The organism is Aminiphilus circumscriptus DSM 16581, from assembly GCF_000526375.1.
Lineage (GTDB): Bacteria > Synergistota > Synergistia > Synergistales > Aminiphilaceae > Aminiphilus > Aminiphilus circumscriptus.
The window spans coordinates 549,069-572,765 of sequence record NZ_JAFY01000007.1 but is presented as its reverse complement, the minus strand read 5'-3'; the positions used below and the strand labels follow the sequence as shown (position 1 = coordinate 572,765).

Sequence of the window (23,697 nt, the reverse complement as noted above, 5' to 3'; positions counted from 1 at the left end):
CGCAGCCGTTCCGACCTAAGGTCGGAACGGCACCGCGCCAATGCCGTAACTGACTGGGCGAGGCTTGCCCTCGGAGAGTAGGGAAACACGTTTCCCCTTCACGAGAAGCTCCGAGGACCCTCCGCCGTCGAGGTTCAGCGCGTAGTCCACGTGCAGCTCCCGGAGGATTTCCGAGACCTCCCGAAGAGTGAATCCCACGCTGTGGAAGGGATTTCTTCCGTCCCCCACGAAGAAAACCCACTGTCCGTTCCCGGTGAGGCCGATGACGCTCCGGGGATGGCGCCGCAGCGTCACGGAGTCAGAAAGATTTTCCGGATCGTTCTGAATTTCCCCTCCAAAAATAAGAAACGGCCCTCCCTGGATGATGTGGTCCATCTTTCCCCACAGGGGATCACCTTCGTTGAGCGTCGTCTCCACGCGCACCGCGTCTCCGGGGCGCAGGGCGGCCACCGTCGGGGCCTGGGCTCCGTACCCCGCAAGCACCCTGGCCCCTGCGGGGATGTCACCGCCGCTGCCCTGGCGGACTTCCAAGCATCGCCCGTCCCGGATCACCGCCTCCGCCGCGGGAACGCCTCCCGACGAGGGCGTCCGCCGCCCGAAATGCGGCGTGTACAGCACCAACGCGTCTCCCTTGGTGAAGCGGTTCACCGTAGCGAGCTTCCGTTCTCCGAAGGCGTCGGCGAGCACGCGCCCGGAGAAGTCCGTGGGACCGAAGGTGGCCAGATTGTCCCGGTTCCACCCGAGACAGGTCCGCCCCCGCATGGGTTCGCTCACCAGCGTGCCGTCCACCAGCAGCGTGCCGATGGGATAGCCCCGGCCATATCCCGTGGTGGTGAAGAAACCTCCGTTGATGGCGGCCACTGCGTTCCCACCCGTCATGGCGGCGAGCGGAGCGAGCGTGGAAAGTCCCTCCGGAGGAAGAAGGGGGCGTATTCCGAACAGGCCGGGATCGATGATCAGGGCAACCCAGAAGCGGGGAGAGGAGAGGTTCTCGTAGCTCGGCAGGCAGGGAACGAGCCGCGCCTCCTTTCCCGCCTTCGCCCCGGCCTTCCGGAGGCGTTCCGCGTCGAGAAAAGAGTCCAACATGTCCGACCGGAGGCGCCACTCGTAGTTGTGGTTCTCCACCTTCATCTCCGGCCCTGCTCCCACAAGGGTTTTCCGTAGCTGCTCCGCCTCGTTCTTGCCGTCGAACCCGTCGATGACCGTCCTCCAGCGCGGCGAGCGCGCCGGAGCACCCTCGCGGTGCAGAAGCAGCCGCATTCCCTCCGTCGGGGCAAGTTCGACCCGCAGCACAAAACCCTCTTCCGCCTGGGCAAGAACTTCCAGAAAGCGTTTGGCCTCGGCAGGAGAGATCTTCTGATCCGGAGAAAGCCGCTTCGCGTTCCCCTCAAGCAGCGGAGGGACCATCAGACGGGCCACCGCCACAGCACCGCGGTCGGACGGGGAGAGTCCTTTCAGGTCCTCGTAGGGAAGCGACGCCTCCGCCAGAAGTCCTGCCTCGAAGCGGAGTCCCAGACTGTGCACGAGCATACGGAGCGCCTCTCTCCGGGTCACCGCTCCTCCCGGCGGCTGGTCCGAGTAGGGAACCGCATCGATGTTTCGGGCAAAGGCCACCGCCTGGGCTGGGCTCTTCGCCTCCCCGGAGGCGAAGAGCCCCCGCGCTTCCAGGATGCCCTGCACAAAGACATCCCTCCGGACACCTCCCGATTCCGCCTCCGCCCATGCTCCCTGCAACAGCAGAAGAACCGCGAGGAGAACCGTCAGCACTCCCCGAAGCCCCGTCATTTTTTCTCCGGCACATTTTTCTCCTGACGTTTCGAAACGATGCACGATTCTCATGTCCCTTCTCGAAGTGTCACGTCAACGGCGGCAGAACCGGCCGGACAAGGAACCCTCTTCCGGAGAAGCGTCTCCTCGTCATCGGCGAGGACCTCCGTCCACAACGCATTGGCGACCCGCATTCCCCCGGGAGAAAAGGCGATCCGTCCGGACTCCCTTCGGAGAAAACGTTCTCCGAAGGGTTCGAGGCACCGGACAAGCCGTGCCGCCTCATCCGGGCCATGGCGGCGGGCGAAACTTCGGAGCCGCACGCCTCCTGCGGTCCGCAGCGCGAGCACCGCCGCCTCTCCCGCTCTTTTTCTCCCCTCCAGGCGCTCTTCCACGGACACGGCACCCTTCCTTCGGGCCTCCGCCACGTAGCGCGCCACGTCATTCCCGTTGCCGTAGCGGATCCCCTCCAGAAAGCCCCAGGCGGCGGCCCCCAGGCCAAGTACATTTCCTCCCCGCCAGTAGGCCAGATTGTGGCGGCACCATTCTCCGGAAGCGGCGAAACTGGCGATCTCATACTGCCCGTACCCCTTACGCCGCAGATACCACTGGGCGAACCGGTAGAAGGCATAGCCGTCGGGAAGGGGTTCCGAAGGAGGGCACACTCCCCAGACAGAGTCCTTCTCCAGGGAAAGCTGATACAGGGAGAGATGTCGTACCCCAGAGCGGAGAAGCTCCTGCAAGGTCCGGTGCCATCGGTGGAGGGTCTGGAAGGGCAGACCGAACATGAGGTCCACGCTGGTGCGGAACCCCGCGGCGAGACAGGCCGACAGGGCGTCTCTCGCCCGGGCCGCCGAATGAGGTCGCCGAAGCCACGCCAGATCTTCCTCGTCGAAACTCTGCACGCCCAGACTCACCCGGGAGATCCTCCAGTCCCTCCAGAGCCGGAGCGACGCTGCGGCGAGGCTCTCCGGATTCGCCTCCACGGACACCTCCGCCCCGGGAAGAAAGCGGAGCCCCCCCTCCAGGATGCCGATCAGGCGCTCCCATTGACGCGGAGCAAGGAGGGACGGAGTTCCGCCCCCGATGTAGAGAGTCTCCGCGCAGAACATCCTTCCGGCCGTTTCCGTCCAACGGGCAAGTTCGCCTTCGAGCGCCTCCAGATAGGCATCGATGATTCCCCCGGAGGCGGGCACGAGGCTTGTGAAGGCACAATAGGGACACTTGCGAACGCAGAAGGGAATATGCACATAGACGGAGAGCGGAGCATCGGAGGCGAGGGCGGCGGCGTTTCGCAGAAGAGCTTCGTCCCGGAGGGAAGAGGCGTTCCATCCGCCCCTTCCTCCGTCATCGCAGAAAGCGGATCTACTCCTCCGCATCCTCACTGACCTTGAGAAAGGCGAGAAACGCCTCCTGGGGAATGGAGACCCGCCCGATCTGCTTCATCTTTTTTTTGCCTTCCTTCTGTTTTTCCAGAAGCTTCCTCTTTCGGGTGATGTCACCACCGTAGCACTTGGAGAGAACGTCCTTGCGCAGGGGCTTGATGTTCTGCCGGACGATGACCTTCTTTCCCACGGCCGCTTGGATCGGCACCTCGAAGAGCTGCCGAGGGATGAGTTCCTTCAGCTTGCGCACCACCGCCTGCCCTCTGTGGTAGGCCGCGTCCTGGTGGCAGATGAAGGAGAAGGCGTCCACGGGCTCATCGTTGAGGAGCACGTCCACCTTCACGAGATTTCCCTGCCGGAATCCCACGTGCTCGTAGTCGAGGGAGGCGTATCCCCGGGAGACAGACTTGAGCTTGTCGTGAAAGTCGAGGATGAACTCCGCGAGGGGGAGTTCGTAGACAAGACGCACCCGCTCGGGGGTGATGTACTCCATGCTTCCGTACACACCCCGCTTGTCCTGGCAGAGCTGCATCACCTTGCCCACATAGTCCGTGGGAAGGAAAATGGAGAGCTTGATGTAGGGCTCCCGGATCTCCTCGATCTTGCCCAGGTCCGGGAAATCCGACGGACGATGGGCCTCCAGGATCTCCCCGGAAGTAAGGACCACCTGATAGCCCACGTTGGGCGTGGTGGCGACGAGATCCACGTTGAACTCCCGCTGGAGGCGCTCCTTGGCGATGTCCATGTGCAGGAGTCCGAGAAAGCCGCAGCGGAATCCGAAGCCGAGCGCAGCGGAGGTCTCGGGAGTGAAGTCGATGGCGGAATCGTTGAGCTGGAGTTTCTCCAGGGCGTCCCGGAGCTGGGGATACTCCTCGCGTTCCACGGGATAGAAGCCACAGAAGACCACGGGCTTGACCCGCTTGTACCCCGGAAGGGGTTTCGCCGCAGGGCGCCTCGCGTCGGTAATGGTGTCTCCCACGCGGGCCTCGTGAAGAGTCTTCACGTTGGCGATCACGTAGCCTACCTCGCCGGGGCCGAGTTCCTCCGAGGCGCGCATGGAGGGAGTGAAGAACCCCACCTCCTCCACCTGGTCAGAGATGCCGTTGGCCATGAAGGTGATCTGCTGGCCCGAGCGGATGCTGCCGTTCACCACCCGGACGTAGCAGATGACACCCCGGTAGTTGTCGTACACGGAGTCGAAGATGAGCGCCTGCAGGGGTGCCTCCGGGTCTCCCTCGGGAGCGGGAACCCTGCGGACCACCGCGTCGAGCACCTCGGCGATGCCGACGCCGCTCTTGGCGCTGACGAGCAGCGCCCCTTCCGTGTCGATGCCGATGACGTCCTCCAGCTCCTTGAGTGCCCGCTCGGGCTGGGCCGAGGCGAGATCGATCTTGTTCACCACGGGGAGCAGCTCCAGATCCTGCTCCACCGCAAGGTAGGCGTTGGCCACGGTCTGGGCCTCCACGCCCTGGGCGGCGTCCACCACGAGAAGCGCGCCCTCGCAGGCCGCGAGGGAACGGGAGACCTCGTAGGAAAAATCCACGTGCCCGGGGGTGTCGATCAGGTTGAGGATGTACTCGCATCCCTCGCGGTCACGGTAGTGCATCCGCACGGGAACCAGTTTGATGGTGATCCCTCGCTCGCGTTCGAGTTCGAGGGTATCCAGGTGCTGCGCTTTGAGAAAACGCATGTCCACGGTCGCCGTCAGTTCGAGCAGACGGTCCGCCAGAGTGGACTTCCCATGGTCCACGTGGGCGATGATGCAGAAATTGCGAATGCGGCCGGTCTCCAATCCTCGTCACCTCTACTTTTCAGTGCCCATCATTGTACTTGAGGGACGGAGATTCCGCCAGGGTGCCTCTCGGAGTTACCCGCGAACTTTGGCACACGCAAAAGCGACTCCCTCCACCCGGAGAGATCGAACAAAGAAGATCGGCCCTCCGAAGAAAAAGCGAAAGAAAACGGAGGGAACACAAAGGCAATCTCATTCGACGCGATTGCGTCCCCTCTGCTTCGCCGTATACATGTTCCGGTCCGCCTTCTCGACGACAGCCTCGATGGAGTCTCCGTAGTTCTCGATCTGAGAGACACCGATGCTCACGGAGACCCCCTCGGCGGAGAAATACTTCTGCTCCGCCACGGCGTTCCGGAGACGCTCCGCAAGCTCCCTCGCTTTTGCTGCGGGCGTGTCGGGAAGGAGCAGCACAAACTCGTCGCCTCCCCAGCGGGCGAAGGCGTCATAGCTGCGGATGTGCTCCCGAACCGTGGCGACGATCTTCTTGAGGATCATGTCCCCCAGATGGTGCCCGTAGGTGTCGTTGATGGTCTTGAAGTGATCCACGTCGAACATGATCAGGGAGAGGGGCGCCTTGTTCCGGGCGGCCTTCTTCAGCTCGTTCGCCGCGACCTCCGCGAAGAAATGCCGGTTGTAGGCCCCGGTGAGCCGATCCCGGGTCGCCATTTTCTCGAGTCGCCCCGACGACGCGGCCAGGAGCACCGCCGCGAAGAAGAGCAGAAGAAAGAACAGGGAGATGAACACCAGCAGGAGACGATAATACTGCCTCATGACGCTGAACTGGTACTCTCCCTCGTAGCTCATGAGATACCCCAGGGAGTTGTTCGCCTTGTCCTCCAGCGGGTAGAGCGTCAGACTGAAGCCCTGATCCGCCGCAGTCCAGTAGAGCGTGTCCGCCTCCCGTCGGGCGACGGCACTCACCAGCTCCCGGACTCGTCCCTGTCGGTCCCCCTGAAATCCCACCTCGGCGACGAGATCCGCGTATTCCTTTCCGAAACTCTCGCTGATGAGAAGGTCCGGAAAGAAGGCGACCGCACGAAAGCGCCCACCCTCGCTCTGGTGCACGCCTTCCAGGACACCTCTCCAGAGCACGAAAAAGCTCTTCGTGCCGAACATGGCCTGCATGGTCCTGGAGATGGCCGGAAGGGAAAGGCCGAAATGGACGCTTCCGAGGAAATCCGCTCCCCGGAAGAGGGGAAAGGCGAAGACATAATGCACGCCCGTCCCGGTCCGCTGGAAATCGCTCACGGGCTTCCGGTTCACGTGGAGCTTCTGTAGAAGCTCTCGCTCCCGGAGTGTCGTCTCCTCCATCGGCACGCCGCTCCCCAGAGCGAGCAGGGGCTCCCCCAGGGCATCGAAGAAGCGGAGATCGTCGAAACCCTCCTTCTGCAGCTCCCGGAAGAGCATATGCAGTGTCCGCTCCAAGGCAAGACACAGTTCCCGGCGGTTCGGCCCTCTTTTGCCGACGCGCTCCAGAAGCTCCAGAAAAGAAGCGTTCCGGATCAAGTCGCTCTCGCAGACGTGCTCCGCCAGCATCTCGTAACAGCGGAGTGCCGCCCCCGTCTGGACGGAGAGGGTGCGGACCTTCTCGAAGGTGTACTCCCGCTCCTTCACGCGCTGGTTCGACACGATGAGCGAGACGGAGAACACATAGCCGATGGCGATGCAGAGCAGTCCGAGAACCGTCCAGGTCTTTCTTCTCACGCGTTTTCCCTCCCCGGAGATCCGGCTCGGTTCCTTTTCTCCCTGGGCCGATCTACCCGGAGAAATCCTTTTTTGCTAGAATCTGCGGAAGCCCTGTCCATTCATCAGATGAAGGAGTGAGCTTCTTGAAGAGCATCCGCCCGCCCCGTCCGCTTCTTTCCGTTCTGTCCGTCCTGCTCTCCATCCTCGTGTTCGCCGCCGTCACTCCGGCCTCGGAACCCTACGAAAAACTCTATCCCCTTTTTCCGGACCTTCCCGGCTGGGAGGCCGACGCCCCCCAGGGCATGAGCATGTCCGCGAACGGCCAGAAGGCCACCACCGCCTCCCGCACCTACCAGGCCGAGGGAAAAAGCTTCACCGTCACCGTACTCAAGGGATACGGAACCGGGGCCGTGGCGGGAGCCTACCAGGACGTGCAGCTCGAAACCGACGAAGTGTCCGTCACGTCCGGAGAGATGCGAGGATTCCGCATCTTCCAGACCTGGCAGAAGAAAGAGAACTCGGGCAACCTCCTCGTCTCCCTCGCCGGGGAAAACACCGACGAGATCCTCAACTTCGACTATACCGGCATGAGCCGCGATGAGGCAATGCCCCTGATCGACCGTTTCGACTGGAAGGCCATCGCGCAAACCACGAGAGAACTCCCCTAAGGGAACGGAGAGTCGCCCTCCGAAACACCGCGCACGCAACCGTAGCCACGTTCGCCTCTCTGCGGGGCCCCTTTCCAGGCTAGGGACATGCCGAAAAAGGGCTCCTCAAAAAAATGGCTTTCGCGGAATTTCTTCTCCGTGTGACCTCCCGCTCCCGTCCGAACCCGGACCGGTGGCGCGGGCACGCACGGTTTTGCGCTGCGGACCTCCGCCGCTGCAACGCCCTCCGGAGAGCAGCACCGTTCATGCGAGGTCACACGCCGGGCTCGCGCTTTCCCCGGGGAATCTCCACGAGCCATTTCCAGGTCTTCTTCGGCATCCGATTTCGCTGGCGCTCCGGGCTCTTTCGGTTCTCCACCGCAGCAACGTCGAAATACGTTCTCCAGAGGTGCTGGTAGTGCGCCTCGCGGGGGCCGAAGTCCGTCACGCCGGGAAGGTCGCAGGGGGTGAGGTACCACTCCTCCTCGTCGTAGACGAGAGCCTCTTTTCTCCCCACATCGTGAATCATCCATTTCATGGAGGGAAAGCGGCGGGCGAAGTGATCCCCCAGAAGAGGCAGCAGGCGACACGCGGGTTCTATGGGCGCGTAGAAAAACGTTCCCGCCTCGCGGAAGCGAACAAGCCCCAGAAAACGCTCCCGTTCCCGCTCCACCCGGTTCGCCATGCGCATCACCGCAGCAACCCCGGGGTCGCCCAGATCGTCCAGAAGACGCTCCCCGAGCTGCCCGCCCCGGCGGACGAACGCGAAGAGGCGCATCTCTCCGTCGCGCTCCTCCGAGAGATGCGCCAGATAGAGCAGCCGCACCGCCCGGGGAGTCATGCGCCGTTCCATGGCTTCGTAGAGAGCGTCCGCTTTCGCAGGGTCCGCCTCCACCTCCACGGTCTCGGCAAGAAACCCCTGTGCCGCCACGCCCCGGCGATGAATGGCCAGAGGCTCTGCCTTGTCCCGGAACAGTCCGTGAAACACCGTGAGCAACCCCTCGAAACTTCCGTCGTACACATACACGCGCACGTCGCTTCTCCTCCCGAAGGTATCGCGCCCTAGACGGGCATCTCCGCAGGAGAGAAAAGTAGAAGCTGCCTCCGCCGCATCTCGTTCCGGAGCGCGGCGCGCTCCTTCGTCCTGTCGCAGAGGAGGTTCCGCAGCCGAACCGGATCCCCCACGGGCTGGGCGAGAGCGCGCCCGTTGCAGAGGAGGAAAAATCGGCCCCGTTTCAACACCACGCCGAGCCGCCGCAGGTGTTCCTCCTCAAGGCGGCGCACCTTGCGTGCCGTGAGGATGCGCTTCGCCGAGGTGACGCCGATTCCGGGAACGCGCAGCAGCATCTCGTAGGGCGCGGTGTTCACCTCCAGAGGAAACAAGTGCAGGTTGCGAAGCGCCCAGGCGACCTTCGGGTCCACCGCGGCGTCGAGCTGGGGGTTCGCCTCGTCGAGCAGTTCCTCCGGATGAAAACCGTAGAAGCGCAGCAACCAGTCCGCCTGGTAGAGACGGTGTTCCCGCAGCAGGGGCGGTGCCGCCAGGGCCGGCAGGCGCCGGTCGTCCGAAACGGGAACGTAGGCGGAGTAATAGACTCTCTTCAGGGAATAGCGGCGATAAAGTCCCTCGGAAAGGCGGAGAATCCGGAAATCGCTCTCGCCGGTGGCGCCGACGATGAGTTGGGTGCTCTGCCCCGCCGGGGCAAAGAGGAGCGAGCGGGAGGAGCCTTTTCCCGACGCGGCGGCCTCCCGAATGGATTCAGAGAGATGCGACATGGGAGCCAGCACGGAGTGTTTCGATTTCTGCGGCGCCAGAAAACGGAGGCTTTCCTCCGAGGGAAGCTCAATGTTCACGCTGACCCGGTCCGCCAGAGCACCCAAGCGACTCGCCAGTTCGAGAGAGGCACCGGGAATGACCTTGGCGTGAATGTAGCCGGAGAAGCGGTGTTCCCTCCGGAGAAGCGTGATCGTGCGGAGCATCATTTCCATGGTGTAATCCGGAGTGCGGTGCACCGCGGAACTCAGAAAGAGCCCCTCGATGTAGTTTCTCTTGTAGAACTGCATGGTCAGCTCCGCCATTTCCTCGGGAGTGAAATGGCTCCGGGGAACGTCGTTGCTGCTTCTGTTCACGCAGTAGGCACAGTCATAGACGCACTCGTTGGAGAGGAGCACCTTGAGGAGCGAAACGCAGCGACCATCCTCGGTCCAACTATGGCAGATTCCCGCTGGACCGGCGTTTCCCGTCCCCCCCGTGTTCTTCCTGGAACTTCCGCTGGAGGAACAGGAGACATCGTATTTCGCCGCACCGGCGAGAACGGTGAGTTTCTCCGAAAGTGTCATGGAAACTGTCATGGCCCCTTCCGTCCCTTCGAACTCCCCCACTGATGCAGCGAAGGTCATGAAAACCCGATGCGGAAAACGTTGTGCAACCTCTCAAAACGGGACTTTTTTCCCGTTGACCGTCGGTCATAATGTGGTAACATAAGAGAGTTTTTGTGGCATGCACTATTGACGTTTACGTTGAATCGGAGGTAGACAACTATGTCAGCAAAATGGAAAGACGCGCTCACCGATAACCTCTGCACGGCAATCCTGACCCTGAAGAACGTGGAAGAGGTCTATCAGTTCCTTACCGATGTGGCCACCATCTCGGAGATCCAGGCATTCTCCCAGCGCCTGGAAGTGGCTCGTCTCCTCAATGAAGGCAACACCTATCCCGTCATCGCCCAGAAAACCGGGGCAAGCACCGTCACGATCAGCCGGGTGAAGAAGTGCCTCGACTTCGGCGCCGACGGTTACCCCCTCGTGCTGCAGCGCATGAAAGAGGCGAACGGAGGGAAAAGCGAGAACTGAGACCTGCTCCCCCTGCGCCCCCCAAAGGAGATTCTTCCAGAAATGTTCTCTCGGAAAAGCCGGCGCAATGCCGGCTTTTCGCGTTTCCTCCGGCGATTCCTCCGCAGTGGGCATGACCATCCGGCGACTCCATTGTACTCCGAAAAGGATTTCCTTTTTCAAAAAAGGAAAAGACGCTTGATTTCCTTTTGAAAAAAGGATAATATCGCAATTATCCTCAACAAAGAAGGTGATCTCCCTGGATGGAACGGATCTCAAGATCATTGCCGCCCTCCTGGAGGACGGACGGAAGAAATGGACCGACCTCGCGGGCGCTCTGGGGCTCTCTTCCCCCAGCGTCGCCGAACGGGTCCGCAAGCTGGAGGAAGCCCGAATCATCCGGGGCTACAGCGCGCTCGTAGCCCCGCAGGCCCTTGGACTCTCCCTCTCCGCCTTCATCGAAGTGACGCTCCGCCACCCCAGGTACCGGACACTCTTCCTCGATCTGACGGCGAACACACCGGAGATCCAGGAATGCCATCACGTCGCGGGGGATTTCGATTTTCTGCTGAAAGTCCGCTGCAGGGACACGGAGCATCTGGACCGGCTCATCAGCGAGGACATCAAATCACTGCGGGGCGTCCTCCGCACCAGGACCACCATCGTCCTCTCCAGCGTCAAGGAGACCCTCGCTCTGCCGCTTCCTCCGGAGGAGCAGCCATGAGCGCCGCTCTCTTCCTCAAGACCTTTCTTCTCGGGCTCTCCATCGCCGCTCCGGTGGGCCCCATCGGACTTCTCTGCATCCAGCGAACGCTCCGAAGCGGCATGTCGGCGGGCTTCGTCTCCGGGCTCGGCGCAGCCACGGCGGACGCCTGTTACGGAGCCGTGGCCGCCTACGGCCTGGCCGCGGCGTCGCAGTTCCTTCTGGAGTATCGGCGTCTTCTCGCCTTCGGAGGAGGCGCTTTTCTCCTCTACCTCGGGCTGGGCATTCTCCGCGCCCGGAAAGTCGCCTCCGAGGAATTCGCTTCCCAAGCAGCCCCCGAAGGAGTCTTTCGCATCTGGGGCACCACGTGTCTCCTCACTCTGGCCAACCCCATGACCATCCTCTCCTTCACGGCACTGTTCTCGAGCCTCGCCGGAGAGACGAGCTGGGCCAGCGGCAACGTCCCGCTGGTCATGATCTCGGGGTTCTTCTCGGGGTCGCTCGCCTGGTGGCTTTTCCTAAGCGGTTCCGTCGCCCTGCTGCGCCGAGCGATCTCTCCCGCAACGACCCTGATCATCAACCACCTCTCCGGAGCAGTGATTCTCCTTTTCGGCGCATACGCTCTCGGCACGGCTGTGCTACAATGACCCCTTCCGAAAAGGCACCTCCGGCCGAAACAGGCCGGACGCCTTCCCGGAAGGGTGGAATATCCCGTCGGAACACCGGAACGAAACCGTCACACCCCCGTCATTCCGGTGGTCTATGCTGACGCCGCAAGGCGGACGGGACGAAGAGCGGAACAGAGAACGCTCTGCGCCTGCCCGGCGGTATTTCCCCCCACACCATATGATTCTGGAGGGCACACTCTTGAACGACATGACCCTTTTCGGCGCCGCACTGGGCTGTTTCGTCCTCGGCGACATCTTCTGCAAACACGGCATCCTGCGCCGGGCGGTGCGGACCCTTCCGCTCCCCCATCACAATTTGCTCTTCCTCGTCATGGTCCTGGCGGGCATTTCCCTTCTTCTGTGCACTCTGGCCGGAACATGGGGACAGTGACCGGGGACATCTTCTCCCGTCTCATACTGCGGAACTGCACGTAAAGAAAGAGTCCGCCGATGATGGCGCTTCCCACGTCGGCCGCCGGAACGGAGAGCCAGATACCGTCCGTCCCGAACAGTCCGGGCAGAATGAGAAGAGGCGGCACGAAGCAGATGACCTGACGGGCGATGCCCAGGAACAGGCTCTGTCGCGCCTTGCCAAGTCCCTGGAAGGTGAAGGAACTCATCACGCCGATCCCCGCAAGGGGCATGCCGAGGTAACAGAGGCGCAGCCCCCGTGTGGCGATGGCCAGCAGCTCCGGGTCGCTCGTGTTGAAGAGTTTCACCAGCGGAGCGGTGAAGAGCATGATGACCACGAAGCTCGCACAGAAAAAGGCCGTGGTTCCGACGATAGCGAGGCGTACCGTCTCGATCACCCGGCGATAGTTGCCCGCTCCGTAGTTGTATCCCACCAAGGGTTGCAACCCCTGGCCGATACCGATGGCGGGAAGGAAAAGCAGCGAATCCAGACTGAAGAAAATTCCCATGGCGGAGATGTACAGATCGCCCCCGTAATCCCGGAGAAGCCGATTGATCCACCCCACGAGGAGCGTGAAGCTCAGCTCCATGAGAAAGGGTGCTATCCCGATCTGAAAAATCCGCACCAGGGTGGCCCGCTCCGGGACGAGGTGCGCCAGGTGGACCCGCACGCTTCCCCTCCCGCTCAGAAAAAACCACACCGAGGCGACGGCCGCGAGATACTGGGAGATCACCGTCGCCCAGGCCGCCCCCTGGATGCCCATGGAGAAGCCGAAGATGAAGAGCGCGTCCAGGGCGATGTTGGCCCCGGCGCCGAGAAAGGCGACCATCATGGCGTAGGCGGGATATCCCTGGGCACGAATGCAGTGGGACAGGACGATCGTGGCGAGTGTCGCCGGCACACCGAGACTGACGATGCGCAGGTATTCCAGTCCCGGACCGATGATGTTCTCCGTGGCCCCCGAGAGCGTGAGCACGGGCTCCGCGAGAAACCGTCCCGCCACGACCAGAGGCAGTCCAAGGATGAGAACGAGGAACATGCCGTTGCCCAGGACCCGGGAGGCTATGTCCGGCTTGCCCTCGCCCAGGCTGATGGAGATCAGGGCGGAACTGCCCACGCCGATGAGCAGTGAGAAGGCGATGCCTGCAATGACGTAGGGAAAGGCCACGGCGATGCCCGCGATGCCCAGGGCCCCGACGGTCTGCCCCACGAAGATGCGGTCCACAAGATTGTACAGAGCGTTGGCGAGCAGGCCCGCCACCGCCGGCAGCGAAAAATGCAGGAGAAGCCGCGGAATGGGCTCTTCTCCCATGCGTATCGAGCGATCCATAGCGTATCAACCTCACAATTCACAGTCCCTCGGGGCGTTTCGAGCCGCATTCGCGGCACCGAACCCCGGAGGGAACACGTTCCTCCACTCAGGCGTCGGTCAACAGGTGCTTTCCCGACGTGGTGGTGTCCACCAGATACAAGGCAGGCACGCCCGCCAGGCGGGCGTCGGCCATCTTTTTTTCCGCGTCGCACTCCCTGTCGTCGAGCAACGGAGCCAGCCCCTGCTGGGACAGCTCCTGCAGAAGGCGCTCGGCGGTCTCATGGTCCTCGGGGAGCACGGGCACGATCCATGCATCGAAGGGCGCGTATCCCTCGGGCCACTTTTCTCCCCCCTGCTCGGCAAGGGCCGACAGAAGAGAGATGCCGAAGACGCACCCCGTCCACGCAAAAGGAAAGCTATGCGTTCCCGCCTGGTCCCGACAGGTCAGCGCCGTTTCCGAGGGGGAGACAGGGACGTCGAAATGCCCCAGAACGCGCCAGTTCGCCTCGGAGAGCGGCTCTCCGCACAGAGGACAGGGGGAATCCTTCTCGAAGCGCACCAGGTCCGCCACAAAGGGAGCCGAAAAATCCCGTCCCCAACAGGCACCGGTGAGATGGAAGTCCGGCTTGTTCGCTCCCACCACGAGATCACAGGCCCCCACCACGCGGGAATCCGCCACAAGCGTGACCGCCTCACCCAGTCCGATGGGGCCGAGGTACCCCGCCACGCCGGTGATGCATCGGGCAAGATCCTCCGGGGTACTGCGACGGATCTCCGACGCATTGAGGGCTCGCCGGAGCTTTTCCAGGCTGATCGCCATGTCCCCCCGAACGAGAGCCGCGGCGACCCGAAGGTTCTCCCCCATTCCCGTGGAATAACACATGGTCTTGAGCGTCCGCGAGGGAGGCACGTCGAGTTGACGGCACAGTTCCGCAATAGTGTTCGCTCCGGGGGTGTGCGCCTCTTTCAGGGGCAACTCCCCGTGTCCGGGCGCACTCTTTGCCGAAAAGGCCTCCTCCTCCGGAGCGATGGACTCGGGCAGGCCGCCCCAGCCGCAGGCGGAGCAGCAAATCCCCGGCGCGGACTCCCGCGCCTCCTTTTGCGCCGGAACCGCGATGGAGAGCCTCCAGGCATCGTCCCTCCGCTCCTCCAGAACGCGGCACCCGAGGTCGGCGAAGACCGGCTCCTCCCGCACCGCCTCTCCCAGCGCACGGACAAAGGTCTGGGCCTCGGCGAAGGTCTCGCCGTATCCCGTGAAGACCAGATTTCCCTCCCGCTCTTCAAGAAAGGCCCGGGCGACTTCGCCGAAAACCCTGACGAAACGGTCCGCGATGGAGAAGGGGCCGGCCCCGAAACACGCTGTGGGCTGCACTCCCGTCTTTGCAAAGAGCGCGAGAAGTTTTCCCAGGCTGCGGCGCAGCGCAAGCGTGCCGAAGGGCAGAAGAAGAATTTCGTCACTCTTGGCGTTGTACACGGCGAAACCACCCTGCACAAGCCGGATCAGCCCCGCGTCCCTGATCTTTCCGGGCTGCTTGTCGGACAGGGGAATCAACAACTGCGACAGTTTCATGCGCAATCCCTCCCGAAGATGGCCTTGGTACGTCTTTCCTTCCTTAACTTTCGGAGCGGGCATCTTCGCGAATGTTCATGATTTTTTTCGCGGAACAACTCCGACCGTCGGAAGAGCGCCATCATAGCATTGTGTTTCAACCGATGCAATCATGCAACTCCTCGTTGCGTGGCCGGACAGTGCTCTGATCACCCCTGAGCGGGACGATGAATATGTCGCCCATAACGAACAGAGACGACGTATTCATGGAGACGAAAAAAGCGGAAACAACGAGGTGACGGAGACACCGCTCCATCGAAGATGAAAAAACAGCGCCGGGACGGCTGTCCCGGCGCGCTTGTCTTTTGTTCGTTGTTCGTTTTCCTTTCCTCTTTTCCTTTGTGTCTTTTTTTCTCCTTCTTCTCTAGCGCCTCAGCAGCAGGGCCGTCGGAACGGCCAGAAGGAACAGTACGGGAAGCGCGCCGCCGAAGGCGCTGTTTCCGCCCCCCGCTCCGATGTCGCATCCACCACCTCTGCGTGTCCACCCCTGTCCGGAACCGCCGCTTTGTTCGTGTCCTTCAAGCTCAAGAAACACGCGTTCCTCATCATCCGCAGAGAATGACAAATGGCGTTTTTTCTCTGTCCCGTTTTAGGGATGACGTTCTTCCTGTCTCGTCGTAAAAAACAACGGCTCTGCCTTGACGACGGAGAGGATGGGGTGTAGGATCTCTTCGCAAAACAAACGTTTGTTCAATTTCGTCAGACCGAGGAGACGCCATGAGACGAACAGGAAGAACCCCAAAAAATGGCAACAAAGAAGAAGAAGAAAAGAATCGTGAAGGCGGAAACAGGAACGGATTGGACAACGATACCGGCGGAAACGGGGTCAGAAACGAGTCCGGCAGCAGAACCAGGGCACTCACAGCGAAGAAAGGGCGGAGCCAAGCCACTGTGCTTTCAGAAGGCACCACGCCGCAGGACACGGGCGCGAATGCCCGAGAGCGCATTCTCGCCACGGCGGCGGCACTTTTCGCCTCTCGGGGACATGCAGACGTGTCCATTCGGGACATCACTCGCGAGGCGGGCGTAAACAACGCCATGATTTCCTACTATTTTGGCGGCAAAGAGGGGCTCTACCGGGAGATCATCCAGGAACAGATCCGAACGGTGCGCACCGCCCTACACGGGCTCGGCGAAAAAACGCTTCTTCCGGAGGAATGCCTCCGGCGCTACGTGAACGGCCTTGTGGGCCTCCACCGGCGGACCCCAACCCTTGCGGGGCTGATGCACCATGAATTGCTCCACCCTTCGCCGGTCTTCGAAGAAGTGGTGCTCCCCTTCATCACTGAGCTTTCAAAAATCCTCACCAAGGCCGTTGCGACGGAACAGGAACGGGGAACGTATCGGAGGGACATTCTCCCTGCGGAGGGGGCGTATTTCCTCGTGGCCATGACGAACTACTATTTTCTCTTCCGCTCTTTCATCTCACGAATTTTTCCCTCCCTGGAGCACCTGGAGGAACACCTGGAGGAAGAGACACTGCGACTCTTTCTGGAAGGGATGAGAAAACGATGAAAAAATCGAGCATGGCTCTGCTGGCGATCCCGCTTGTTGCAGCGGTCTTCCTCACCGCAGGCGAGGAGCTTCGCCACGCTATGGAAACACTTTTCCTGCGCGTCGAGAAGGACAACAGCAAGCCCCTTCGAGCAACGGGCATCGTGGAGATGCAGACCGTGCACATTGCCTCAAAATTAAGCGGGACCATCGAAAAACTCTTCGTCTCAGAGGGAATGCACCTTTCCCCAGGGGATCCTGTAGCACGCCTCTCCCGACCAGATTTGGCGGCCCAAGTACAGCGAGACAAGGCAGCCCTGGCAAAAGCCAGAGCACTGCTGGAGGATCTCCTCCAAGGAACGCGCCCGGAGGAAATTGCCCAGGCCAAGGCGAGTGTGGATGCTGCCCAGTCACGCTTCGACAAAGCGAAGAGCGACTATGCTCGCTTCGAGCGACTCCACAAGGAGCAGGTTATCGCGGACAAGCAGTTCGACGAATACCAGAACACCCTGCGCGTGGCACAAAGCGACCTCGCCGCCGCCCGCGAACGCTACGCCTTGACCGTAGCGGGCCCACGGACAAAGCAGATCGAGGCGGCACGCCACGAGGTGGATCTTCTCAGTGCTGCCCTGGCCACCTCCCGTTCAATCCTGGCGGACACTCACATCGTCTCCCCCGTGGCAGGCGTGGTTCTCTCAAAGGGATTCGAGGAAGGGGAATTCGTGCTCCCCGGCGGCGTGGTGGCGGAGGTGGGCCGCTACGAAGACTGCTGGATCCGACTCTACATACCTTCTACCCTACTGGGACGAATTTCCTTGGGAGGAACTGCGGAGGTTCGGGTTGATTCTTTTCCGGAACGAATTTTCCCTGGCTTCGTCTCGGAGATCGCCCAGGAGGCGGAGTTTACACCCCGGATGAGCCTGCATCCGGATGAGCGGGCGAACCTGGTCTTTCGGGTGAAGGTCTCCGTCCCAAACGAAGACGGCGCACTCAAGTCGGGCATGCCCGCGGACGTGGTCTTTCCATGATTCGCGTCGAAGGGCTCTGCAAATCCTTCGGAGCCGTCCAGGCAGTCCGGGAGGTCACGTTCGACGCGGCGTCGGGAGAACTGCTCGGCATCGTCGGCCCCGACGGCGCGGGCAAGACCACCCTGCTGCGCCTGATGGCGGGACTCCTCGCCCCCGACGCGGGGCAGGTACACCTCGCAACTTCGGAAGAAAAGACCACTCCAATGCGGGGCTACATGCCCCAGCGTTTCGGCCTCTACGGGGAATGCACCGTGGAGGAAAACCTCCGCCTCCTGGGGAAACTCTACGGAGCCACGGAAGAGCAGATCCGGCAAAGGAGCCGGGCGATTCTGGAGCGAACCCGCCTCTTTCCCTTCCGGGATCGCCGGGCGGCGGCCCTGTCCGGGGGCATGAAACAGAAACTCGCCCTCGCGGCCTCGCTGCTGCACGATCCGGAGCTGCTCCTCCTTGACGAGCCCGGGACAGGGGTGGACCCGGTCTCGCGCCGGGAGATCTGGCGGATTCTCTACGACCTGCACGAGGAAGGAAAAACCCTGGTGCTCTCTACGCCCTATCTGGACGAAGCGCAGCTCTGCACCCGCGTGGTCTTTCTCCATCGAGGGCGGCTCGTCGCGCTGGGAACACCCGGAGAACTGTGCCGCACTGCCTCATGGCGGATTCTCCGCCTGCGGTCGCGATCCCGGCTGGTGGGGCGAGCACTCTCCAGCCTGGAGGGAGTCCGGAACGTGAATGCCTTCGGGGACGCCTATCACATCGCCGTGGAGGCAATCGGCCCGGCACGGTCGCGCATTGCCGCTGCCCTGGCCGATCTCGGTCTGGATCCCTCTTTGGAACTGGAGGAACTCTCCCCCACTCTCGAGGATGTCTTCGTGGAACTCACCGAGGGAAACACGGAGGAACGCGCCGGAGGCGCCCCGTCGTGATCGCCGTGGCGCTGGAGCACCTCACCAAGCAATTCGGCAACTTCGTCGCCGTGGACGATGTCACGCTCTCCATCGAGGAGGGATGCATCTACGGTTTCCTCGGCCCCAACGGATCCGGCAAGAGCACCACCATCCGCATGATCTGCGGGCTCCTCTCCCCCACATCGGGAACCGTACGGGTCCTCGGCACGGAACTCGCCGGAAACGGAGGAGCCGGCGGCGGGAGCGGGACGTCCTTGCGCCGCCACATGGGGTACATGTCACAGAAGTTCAGCCTGTACGGGGATCTCACCGTCCGGGAGAACCTGGACTTCTACGCAGGAATGTACAGTCTTTCGGGAACAAAACGAAAGGAACGCGTGGAGGCCATGCTCGCCATGGCCGATCTGGATGGGCAGGAGAGGGTTCTCACGTCGGCGCTCTCCACGGGGGTCCGGCAGCGCCTCGCCCTTGGGTGCGCCATGCTCCACGAACCGAAGATTCTCTTTCTCGACGAACCCACGAGCGGCGTGGACCCGGGGTCCCGGCGGCGCTTTTGGGAACGTATCTACGATCTCGCCGAGGGTGGCACCACCGTGATGGTCACCACGCACTTCATGGACGAGGCGGAGCACTGCGACCGTCTGGGGTTCATCTTTCAGGGGAGACTCATTGCGTCGGGAACGCCGGAGGAGCTGAAGCGCCTCCCCGGCGGAACGCTCTACGCCGTCCCCTCGGAGGCGCCCATGGCATTGCTGCAGGAACTGGAGCGCACCGCACCGTCGGGCCTGCTCGACGCCTATGTGTGCGGCAACTCCCTGCACGTCCTGGCGGAGGGCAGCCTTCCCGGACTGCTCGACACCCGGGAACACCAAGTGATCTCTCCATCGCTGGAAGATGTATTCGTGTTTCTCGTGAGAAAAGGGAGGTCGACCGGAGAATGAGACGTCTCGCCGCACTGCTCGTCAAGGAATTCATCCAAATGGGAAGGGACCGCATCACGCTGGCGATCATGGTGCTCATCCCGGTAGTGCAGCTCATGATCTTCGGCTTCGCCATCAATACCGAGGTGAAGCACTTGCGCACCGTCGTCTTCGACCAGAGTCGGTCACAACAAAGCCGAGACTTGCTCGACGCCTTCACCGCGTCAGGTTACTTCGATCTCACCAGCGAGGCTCAAAGCTTTGAAGATGTGGAGGACGCCATCCAGAGCGGCCGCGTCGCCGTGGGCATCATCGTGCCCCCGGATTTCGCGACCATCCGGAACAGGGGACTCCCCGCCCCCGTGCAGGTGCTCGTGGATGCCTCGGACTCTATGTCCTCCGCCTCGGCGATCAGCGCCGCCCAAATGCTCGGGATGGTGCAGCGCTCCACCCGGACATCCCTCGGCGTGGGAGGGAACACGGCCGCTCTACCCCTCTACGACGTGCGCATCCGCCCCTGGTACAACCCCGATCTGGTTTCCTCCCACTACATGGTGCCTGGTATCCTGGGAACCATCCTCACCATGACCATGATCATGCTCACCGCCATCGCCATCGTCCGAGAACGGGAGCAGGGCACGCTGGAGCAGCTCCTTGTCACCCCACTGCGAACGTGGGAACTCTTGGCGGGAAAGATCCTCCCCTACGTCATCGTGGGCTATGTACAACTCACCCTGGGGCTGCTCGTGGGCAGGCTCGTCTTCGCCGTTCCTCTGGAGGGGAGCCTGCCGTTGCTCTATCTCCTGTCCCTTCCCTTCATCGTGGCGAGCCTGGCCTGGGGCGTTTTCATCTCCACCGTGTCGAGAACGCAGATGCAGGCCATGCAGCTTTCCTTTTTCGTCATGCTTCCGAGTATCCTTCTCTCGGGGTTCATGTTTCCCCGGGAGGCCATGCCCGCCTTCTTCTTCCAAATCAGCCGTCTCCTCCCCCTTACCTATTTTCTCCAGATCGCCCGGGGAATCCTGTTGAAGGGAGTTGGCATCGAACACCTGCGGGGACAAGTACTCTCCCTGATGGGACTCATCGCTCTCTTTACCATCGGAAGCCTGCTCAAGTTCAAAAAAACGCTGGAGTAGCGGTTTTCGCAGGGAAGGTCCGACCACCGGGGGCGTCTCTCCGGGGAGGGAAGTCGCGCCGCCGGAAATGCCGGAGCGGGAGCCCCCCTCTTTCGCCTCCTCCGGTTTGATCGTACAATGCCCTCGTATGCTGTGGACATTCGCCCGGGCGAAGGGGCGAAGGAATCCGCAGCCGGGGAGGGACGCGATCCGTGCGGGCGAAACCCAGACTGGTCACCATCACCGCCACGGCGGTGCTCATACTGCTTCTGGTCCTTCTGCTCCCGGTGTTTCTTCTGGGCATCCTGCACGTGGACCTCGTGGGCATCGCCCGTACCCTCCACTCCTTCTTCCTCCGCTGGCAGGGGCTTCTTCCCCATGTCCTGACCCTCTACGCCGTGCTCATCGGCGTCATCGTTCTTCTGGAGAACCGAAATCCCGACAGGACTCTCGCGTGGATTCTCGTGCTGGTGCTCCTTCCCGTGGTCGGGCTCCTTCTGTACCTGTTCCTCGGCCCGAGGATCGGCAAGGGGAAAATCCACGAGGAATATGCCCACCGACACCCGAGTAGGCGAAGAGCGGCCATGGAGAAAAGGGCGACGGAGCAGCTCCGCTTCCTGAGGAGCCGGACCCGGCTGAAGGAAAAGCTCGAACCGCTTCCGTGGAAAACCATGACGCTCCTGCTCAACATCTCGAAGAGCCCCGTCACCATCCGCAACCACGTGACGGTGCTCACCAACGGGAACGCCACCTTCCAGGCCCTGTTCCGGGACATCGCCTCGGCAAAGCGGACGGTACACCTGGAATACTTCGCCATCAGCAACGACGGCATCGGAAGAAAGCTCAAGGAGCTGCTCGAAAGGAAAGCCCGGGAGGGCGTGACCGTGCGGCTTCTCTACGACGCCGTCGGAAGCTGGAAGCTCGGCCCCGAGTACGTGCAGGACCTTCGGGATGCGGGCGTGGCGGTGTCTCCCTTCCTTCCCGTGTCGTTCCCCGTGCTGCGCCGGCGGTTCAACTACAGAAACCACCGGAAGATCGCCGTTCTCGACGGCCGGGTGGGCTTCGTCGGAGGGCTCAACATCGGCGACACCTACCTGGGCAAGAATCGCCGCCTCGGCTTCTGGCGGGACACCCATCTGCGCATCGAGGGCGAGGGAGTGGCACAGCTCCAGACGGTCTTCGCCTCGGACTGGCTCTTCTGCCGCAAGGAGACCATCCCCGAGGAGGAACTCCACCCCGAGAGCGCCTCCTCCGCCGCTCCGGCCACCCTTCCGCGGACGTTCCTGCAGATCGTGTCCAGCGGCCCCGACACGGACTGGTCCGCCATCTTCCAGGGCTACTTCTCCCTCATCACCTCCGCCAGAAAGCGTCTGTGGATAACCACGCCCTACTTCGTTCCCGACGGAAGCATTCTCATGGCCCTGAAGACCGCCGCCCTCAACGGCGTGGACGTGCGCCTGCTGCTGCCGTCAAAACCGGACCACTTCATCGTCTACTGGGCCACCCGCTCCAACCTGGACGAGCTGCTCGCCTCGGGCGTGCGGGTGTTCTGCTACACCGGGGGATTTGTCCACGCCAAGATCGTCCTCGCCGACGGCGTCGCCTCGGTGGGCACGGCCAACATGGACATCCGCAGCCTGGAGATCAATTTCGAGGTGCAGTCCTTCATCTATGACAGGGCCATCACGGCCCGCCTGGAAAAGGACTTCCTGAACGATCTGGGGCAGTCGAAGGAACTCGATCTGCACCGGCGGCGCCACCGCCCGCTGTACGAGCGCTTCCTCGAATCGACGGGACGCCTTTTCTCCTCCCAGCTCTGACACGGTGCCCGGCGTCCGGCTCCCAGCCCGACCACTCGCCCATTTCCGATGGGAAGGTCCGCCTTTGCACCCTCGTTCCTGAGCTTGGGCACCCCCTCGCCCGCACACCCGTTTTCGGGGGAGGAAGCGCTCTCCTCCATTCTCGCCTCCTGTCCCATTCTCCGGTCCTGCGGGACACCACAGCCCCTCCGTATCTTTTCGGCCTGCCTTTGGTTTTCTCGTGCAGATCCTGTCGAAATTTCACGGCGAAGCGTGCACGAATGCACCGAACCCCCAAAAGAGAAACGCCTCCCGGCGCGAAAAACCAACCCGAGAAATACAGCATTTGCAAGTGCTGAAACTCTTTTTCTCCATCCGTGGGGTAGGGCATGGTGTGCACCAGGGGTAGGGTATGGTGTGCACCAGGGCAGGGCATGGTGTGCGCCAGGGGGTCTATCGCGTTGGTTTCGTGCGATTTCCCCCCATTCACGTGGGGAAGAAGCTTTCAATCCAGTACAGAAGGCAACGGCTCGCGGTTTACTTCCAACTTGTGTGGGGAGGCGGTCAACAAAAGAAAAAAAGCTCTCTTCGCTTGGCCGGGCCGGCATCGAGTTCACCGGGGGTCCAAGCGTTGAGAGCTTCCTTGGAGTGAATTATAAAGATCGATGTCGATCTTGACAAGATTTGGCTCGGCGATTACGGTTGCTGTATTGAAGAGCGTTGCTTGCGGGGTCCCGTACGCCGGCGGCACCAGATGCCCGGCCGACCGTCCCCACACGAGGCTCTTTTTCGTATTTATGTACAGAAGCCTTCTCCCCGGTCCGGGCACGTTCGCTGCCCGGACCGGATGAGCGACGTACTCCGTCGCCTTTTACTCCGCCTGGAGGGCAAGCTCCCCGAAGGTGACGCTCGCCTTGGAGTACTGGGGAAGCGATCCCGCGTAGAGCGCGGCGGTCTTGACGGTGGAGATGGAGACGAGGCGCGACGAGTCGCCTTTGTCCGCCCGGAGGATGAGTGTGTCGTTCAGGTAGCCCGCGACCTCGCCGGTGTTCACGTTGTAGTCCATGCGCAGGGTGAAGGGAATCTGCGGATAGGTGATGGTCTTTTTCTTCAGATAATCCACCTCGTCCCGGTTGGCGATGCCGATCTGCACGCTCCCGTTGTCCTTGCCGGTGGAGGCTTCCTGACGAATGGCGAAAAGCAGGTCGATCTCTCCGTTGCCCAGGGCGATTCCCGCGATGCCTCTTTCCTGAACGGAGGTCACTTCGGTGGAAATGGTGAAGCTGTTCCGGAAGTTGGCGTTCTTGGGAAGGGAAAAGTACTCGAACCAGTTGAAGTCCGCCCGTTTCACGAGAATGGTCATACTGCCGGAGCCGGATGTGACCAGGGCATCACCGTGGTCCTCCGCGTCCTGGTCATCCAGGGGAAAGTAGATGTCAAGGGCCTGTCTCGCCTCGGAGGGAACGAGGGGCAGCAGTCCCACGAAAAGGGCGCAGAGAAGACAGAGCATGACTCCACGTCTCATTGGTTTCGAACCTCCTTCACTCGTGTCGTCCGTCGCGGCGCTCCCCGCAGGGCACCTTGCTCCCGGAGACGAAAGGCGCTGCCTGCAGGGTCCCGCCG

The 23,697-nt window shown here is 62.1% G+C and carries 21 protein-coding genes; 11 read left to right on the top strand and 10 right to left on the bottom strand.

Annotated features, from left to right (window positions below):
• Positions 1-15: 15 nt before the first annotated feature.
• From K349_RS0113495 to K349_RS18230, 4 genes are all read right to left on the bottom strand, one after another.
• Positions 16-1,839 (bottom strand): phosphodiester glycosidase family protein, encoded by a 1,824-nt coding sequence (locus K349_RS0113495; protein ID WP_029166295.1) that lies wholly within the window; start codon positions 1,837-1,839, stop codon positions 16-18.
• Positions 1,836-3,146, bottom strand: a complete 1,311-nt coding sequence (gene hemW, locus K349_RS17305; protein ID WP_029166294.1) for a radical SAM family heme chaperone HemW — start codon at positions 3,144-3,146, stop codon at positions 1,836-1,838. The genes K349_RS0113495 and hemW overlap by 4 nt, the downstream gene beginning before the upstream one ends.
• Positions 3,133-4,944: a translation elongation factor 4 gene (gene lepA / locus K349_RS0113485; RefSeq protein WP_029166293.1), complete on the bottom strand. Its 1,812-nt coding sequence runs from the start codon at positions 4,942-4,944 to the stop codon at positions 3,133-3,135. Before lepA ends, hemW begins: the two co-directional genes overlap by 14 nt.
• A gap of 192 nt (positions 4,945-5,136) precedes the next feature.
• A complete protein-coding gene (locus K349_RS18230) occupies positions 5,137-6,651 on the bottom strand; it encodes a GGDEF domain-containing protein (RefSeq protein WP_029166292.1) in 1,515 nt (504 codons plus the stop codon).
• Positions 6,652-6,776: 125 nt separating this feature from the next.
• Here K349_RS18230 and K349_RS0113475 point away from each other — a divergent pair, with 125 nt between their 5' ends.
• Entirely contained in the window at positions 6,777-7,301 is a 525-nt protein-coding gene (locus K349_RS0113475) for a hypothetical protein (RefSeq protein WP_034265752.1), read from the top strand.
• A 253-nt stretch (positions 7,302-7,554) separates the two neighbouring features.
• On the opposite strand, the gene K349_RS0113465 is transcribed toward K349_RS0113475, so the two are convergent.
• The gene (locus K349_RS0113465) at positions 7,555-8,313 is read right to left on the bottom strand and encodes a TIGR03915 family putative DNA repair protein (protein ID WP_029166289.1); all 759 of its coding nucleotides are present in this window, start codon (positions 8,311-8,313) and stop codon (positions 7,555-7,557) included.
• A gap of 29 nt (positions 8,314-8,342) precedes the next feature.
• Complete coding sequence (locus tag K349_RS0113460; protein WP_211240368.1) at positions 8,343-9,629, bottom strand: putative DNA modification/repair radical SAM protein; 1,287 nt, start codon at positions 9,627-9,629, stop codon at positions 8,343-8,345.
• A 189-nt stretch (positions 9,630-9,818) separates the two neighbouring features.
• Between K349_RS0113460 and K349_RS0113455 the strand changes: the two genes are divergently transcribed.
• The 4 genes from K349_RS0113455 (at position 9,819) to K349_RS19230 (ending at position 11,871) form a co-directional block, all read left to right on the top strand.
• Complete coding sequence (locus K349_RS0113455) at positions 9,819-10,130, top strand: YerC/YecD family TrpR-related protein (RefSeq protein WP_029166287.1); 312 nt, start codon at positions 9,819-9,821, stop codon at positions 10,128-10,130.
• Between the two features lie 229 nt (positions 10,131-10,359).
• Positions 10,360-10,833 carry an Lrp/AsnC family transcriptional regulator gene (locus tag K349_RS0113445; protein ID WP_245588060.1) on the top strand — a complete coding sequence of 158 codons (474 nt, stop codon included), beginning with the start codon at positions 10,360-10,362 and terminating at the stop codon, positions 10,831-10,833.
• Positions 10,830-11,459: a LysE family transporter gene (locus tag K349_RS0113440; protein ID WP_029166285.1), complete on the top strand. Its 630-nt coding sequence runs from the start codon at positions 10,830-10,832 to the stop codon at positions 11,457-11,459. The genes K349_RS0113445 and K349_RS0113440 overlap by 4 nt, the downstream gene beginning before the upstream one ends.
• Before the next feature lie 220 nt (positions 11,460-11,679).
• The gene (locus tag K349_RS19230) at positions 11,680-11,871 is read left to right on the top strand and encodes a hypothetical protein (protein ID WP_157367398.1); all 192 of its coding nucleotides are present in this window, start codon (positions 11,680-11,682) and stop codon (positions 11,869-11,871) included.
• Here K349_RS19230 and K349_RS0113430 read toward each other — a convergent pair.
• From K349_RS0113430 to K349_RS0113420, 3 genes are all read right to left on the bottom strand, one after another.
• Positions 11,810-13,222: an MATE family efflux transporter gene (locus K349_RS0113430; RefSeq protein ID WP_029166283.1), complete on the bottom strand. Its 1,413-nt coding sequence runs from the start codon at positions 13,220-13,222 to the stop codon at positions 11,810-11,812. The genes K349_RS19230 and K349_RS0113430 overlap by 62 nt on opposite strands.
• Positions 13,223-13,310: 88 nt before the next feature.
• The gene (locus tag K349_RS0113425) at positions 13,311-14,774 is read right to left on the bottom strand and encodes a YbaK/EbsC family protein (protein ID WP_029166282.1); all 1,464 of its coding nucleotides are present in this window, start codon (positions 14,772-14,774) and stop codon (positions 13,311-13,313) included.
• 403 nt (positions 14,775-15,177) lie between these two features.
• Positions 15,178-15,348: a hypothetical protein gene (locus tag K349_RS0113420; RefSeq protein ID WP_157367397.1), complete on the bottom strand. Its 171-nt coding sequence runs from the start codon at positions 15,346-15,348 to the stop codon at positions 15,178-15,180.
• Positions 15,349-15,704: 356 nt separating this feature from the next.
• Here K349_RS0113420 and K349_RS18225 point away from each other — a divergent pair, with 356 nt between their 5' ends.
• From K349_RS18225 to cls, 6 genes are all read left to right on the top strand, one after another.
• Positions 15,705-16,328: a TetR/AcrR family transcriptional regulator gene (locus K349_RS18225; protein ID WP_169731356.1), complete on the top strand. Its 624-nt coding sequence runs from the start codon at positions 15,705-15,707 to the stop codon at positions 16,326-16,328.
• Positions 16,325-17,335: an HlyD family secretion protein gene (locus K349_RS0113410; protein WP_029166279.1), complete on the top strand. Its 1,011-nt coding sequence runs from the start codon at positions 16,325-16,327 to the stop codon at positions 17,333-17,335. Before K349_RS18225 ends, K349_RS0113410 begins: the two co-directional genes overlap by 4 nt.
• Positions 17,332-18,258 (top strand): ABC transporter ATP-binding protein, encoded by a 927-nt coding sequence (locus tag K349_RS0113405; RefSeq protein WP_029166278.1) that lies wholly within the window; start codon positions 17,332-17,334, stop codon positions 18,256-18,258. Before K349_RS0113410 ends, K349_RS0113405 begins: the two co-directional genes overlap by 4 nt.
• Positions 18,255-19,181 carry an ABC transporter ATP-binding protein gene (locus K349_RS0113400; protein ID WP_029166277.1) on the top strand — a complete coding sequence of 309 codons (927 nt, stop codon included), beginning with the start codon at positions 18,255-18,257 and terminating at the stop codon, positions 19,179-19,181. The genes K349_RS0113405 and K349_RS0113400 overlap by 4 nt, the downstream gene beginning before the upstream one ends.
• On the top strand, positions 19,178-20,296 hold the full coding sequence (locus K349_RS17290) for an ABC transporter permease (protein ID WP_034265749.1): 1,119 nt from the start codon (positions 19,178-19,180) through the stop codon (positions 20,294-20,296). The genes K349_RS0113400 and K349_RS17290 overlap by 4 nt, the downstream gene beginning before the upstream one ends.
• A 191-nt stretch (positions 20,297-20,487) precedes the next feature.
• The gene (gene cls, locus K349_RS0113385; RefSeq protein ID WP_029166274.1) at positions 20,488-22,095 is read left to right on the top strand and encodes a cardiolipin synthase; all 1,608 of its coding nucleotides are present in this window, start codon (positions 20,488-20,490) and stop codon (positions 22,093-22,095) included.
• Between the two features lie 850 nt (positions 22,096-22,945).
• On the opposite strand, the gene K349_RS0113380 is transcribed toward cls, so the two are convergent.
• Positions 22,946-23,599, bottom strand: coding sequence for a hypothetical protein (locus K349_RS0113380; RefSeq protein ID WP_029166273.1), 654 nt, complete (start codon positions 23,597-23,599; stop codon positions 22,946-22,948).
• Between the last annotated feature and the right edge of the window lie 98 nt (positions 23,600-23,697).

What these genes read in the sequence shown, in the direction of transcription:
- K349_RS0113495 (WP_029166295.1), bottom strand. Translation starts at nt 1,839, where the DNA reads ATGAGAATCGTGCATCGTTTCGAAACGTCAGGAGAAAAATGTGCCGGA.
- hemW (WP_029166294.1), bottom strand. Translation starts at nt 3,146, where the DNA reads ATGCGGAGGAGTAGATCCGCTTTCTGCGATGACGGAGGAAGGGGCGGA.
- K349_RS0113460 (WP_211240368.1), bottom strand. Translation starts at nt 9,629, where the DNA reads ATGACAGTTTCCATGACACTTTCGGAGAAACTCACCGTTCTCGCCGGT.
- K349_RS0113455 (WP_029166287.1), top strand. Translation starts at nt 9,819, where the DNA reads ATGTCAGCAAAATGGAAAGACGCGCTCACCGATAACCTCTGCACGGCA.
- K349_RS0113440 (WP_029166285.1), top strand. Translation starts at nt 10,830, where the DNA reads ATGAGCGCCGCTCTCTTCCTCAAGACCTTTCTTCTCGGGCTCTCCATC.
- K349_RS0113430 (WP_029166283.1), bottom strand. Translation starts at nt 13,222, where the DNA reads ATGGATCGCTCGATACGCATGGGAGAAGAGCCCATTCCGCGGCTTCTC.
- K349_RS0113425 (WP_029166282.1), bottom strand. Translation starts at nt 14,774, where the DNA reads ATGAAACTGTCGCAGTTGTTGATTCCCCTGTCCGACAAGCAGCCCGGA.
- K349_RS0113410 (WP_029166279.1), top strand. Translation starts at nt 16,325, where the DNA reads ATGAAAAAATCGAGCATGGCTCTGCTGGCGATCCCGCTTGTTGCAGCG.
- K349_RS0113405 (WP_029166278.1), top strand. Translation starts at nt 17,332, where the DNA reads ATGATTCGCGTCGAAGGGCTCTGCAAATCCTTCGGAGCCGTCCAGGCA.
- K349_RS17290 (WP_034265749.1), top strand. Translation starts at nt 19,178, where the DNA reads ATGAGACGTCTCGCCGCACTGCTCGTCAAGGAATTCATCCAAATGGGA.
- K349_RS0113380 (WP_029166273.1), bottom strand. Translation starts at nt 23,599, where the DNA reads ATGAGACGTGGAGTCATGCTCTGTCTTCTCTGCGCCCTTTTCGTGGGA.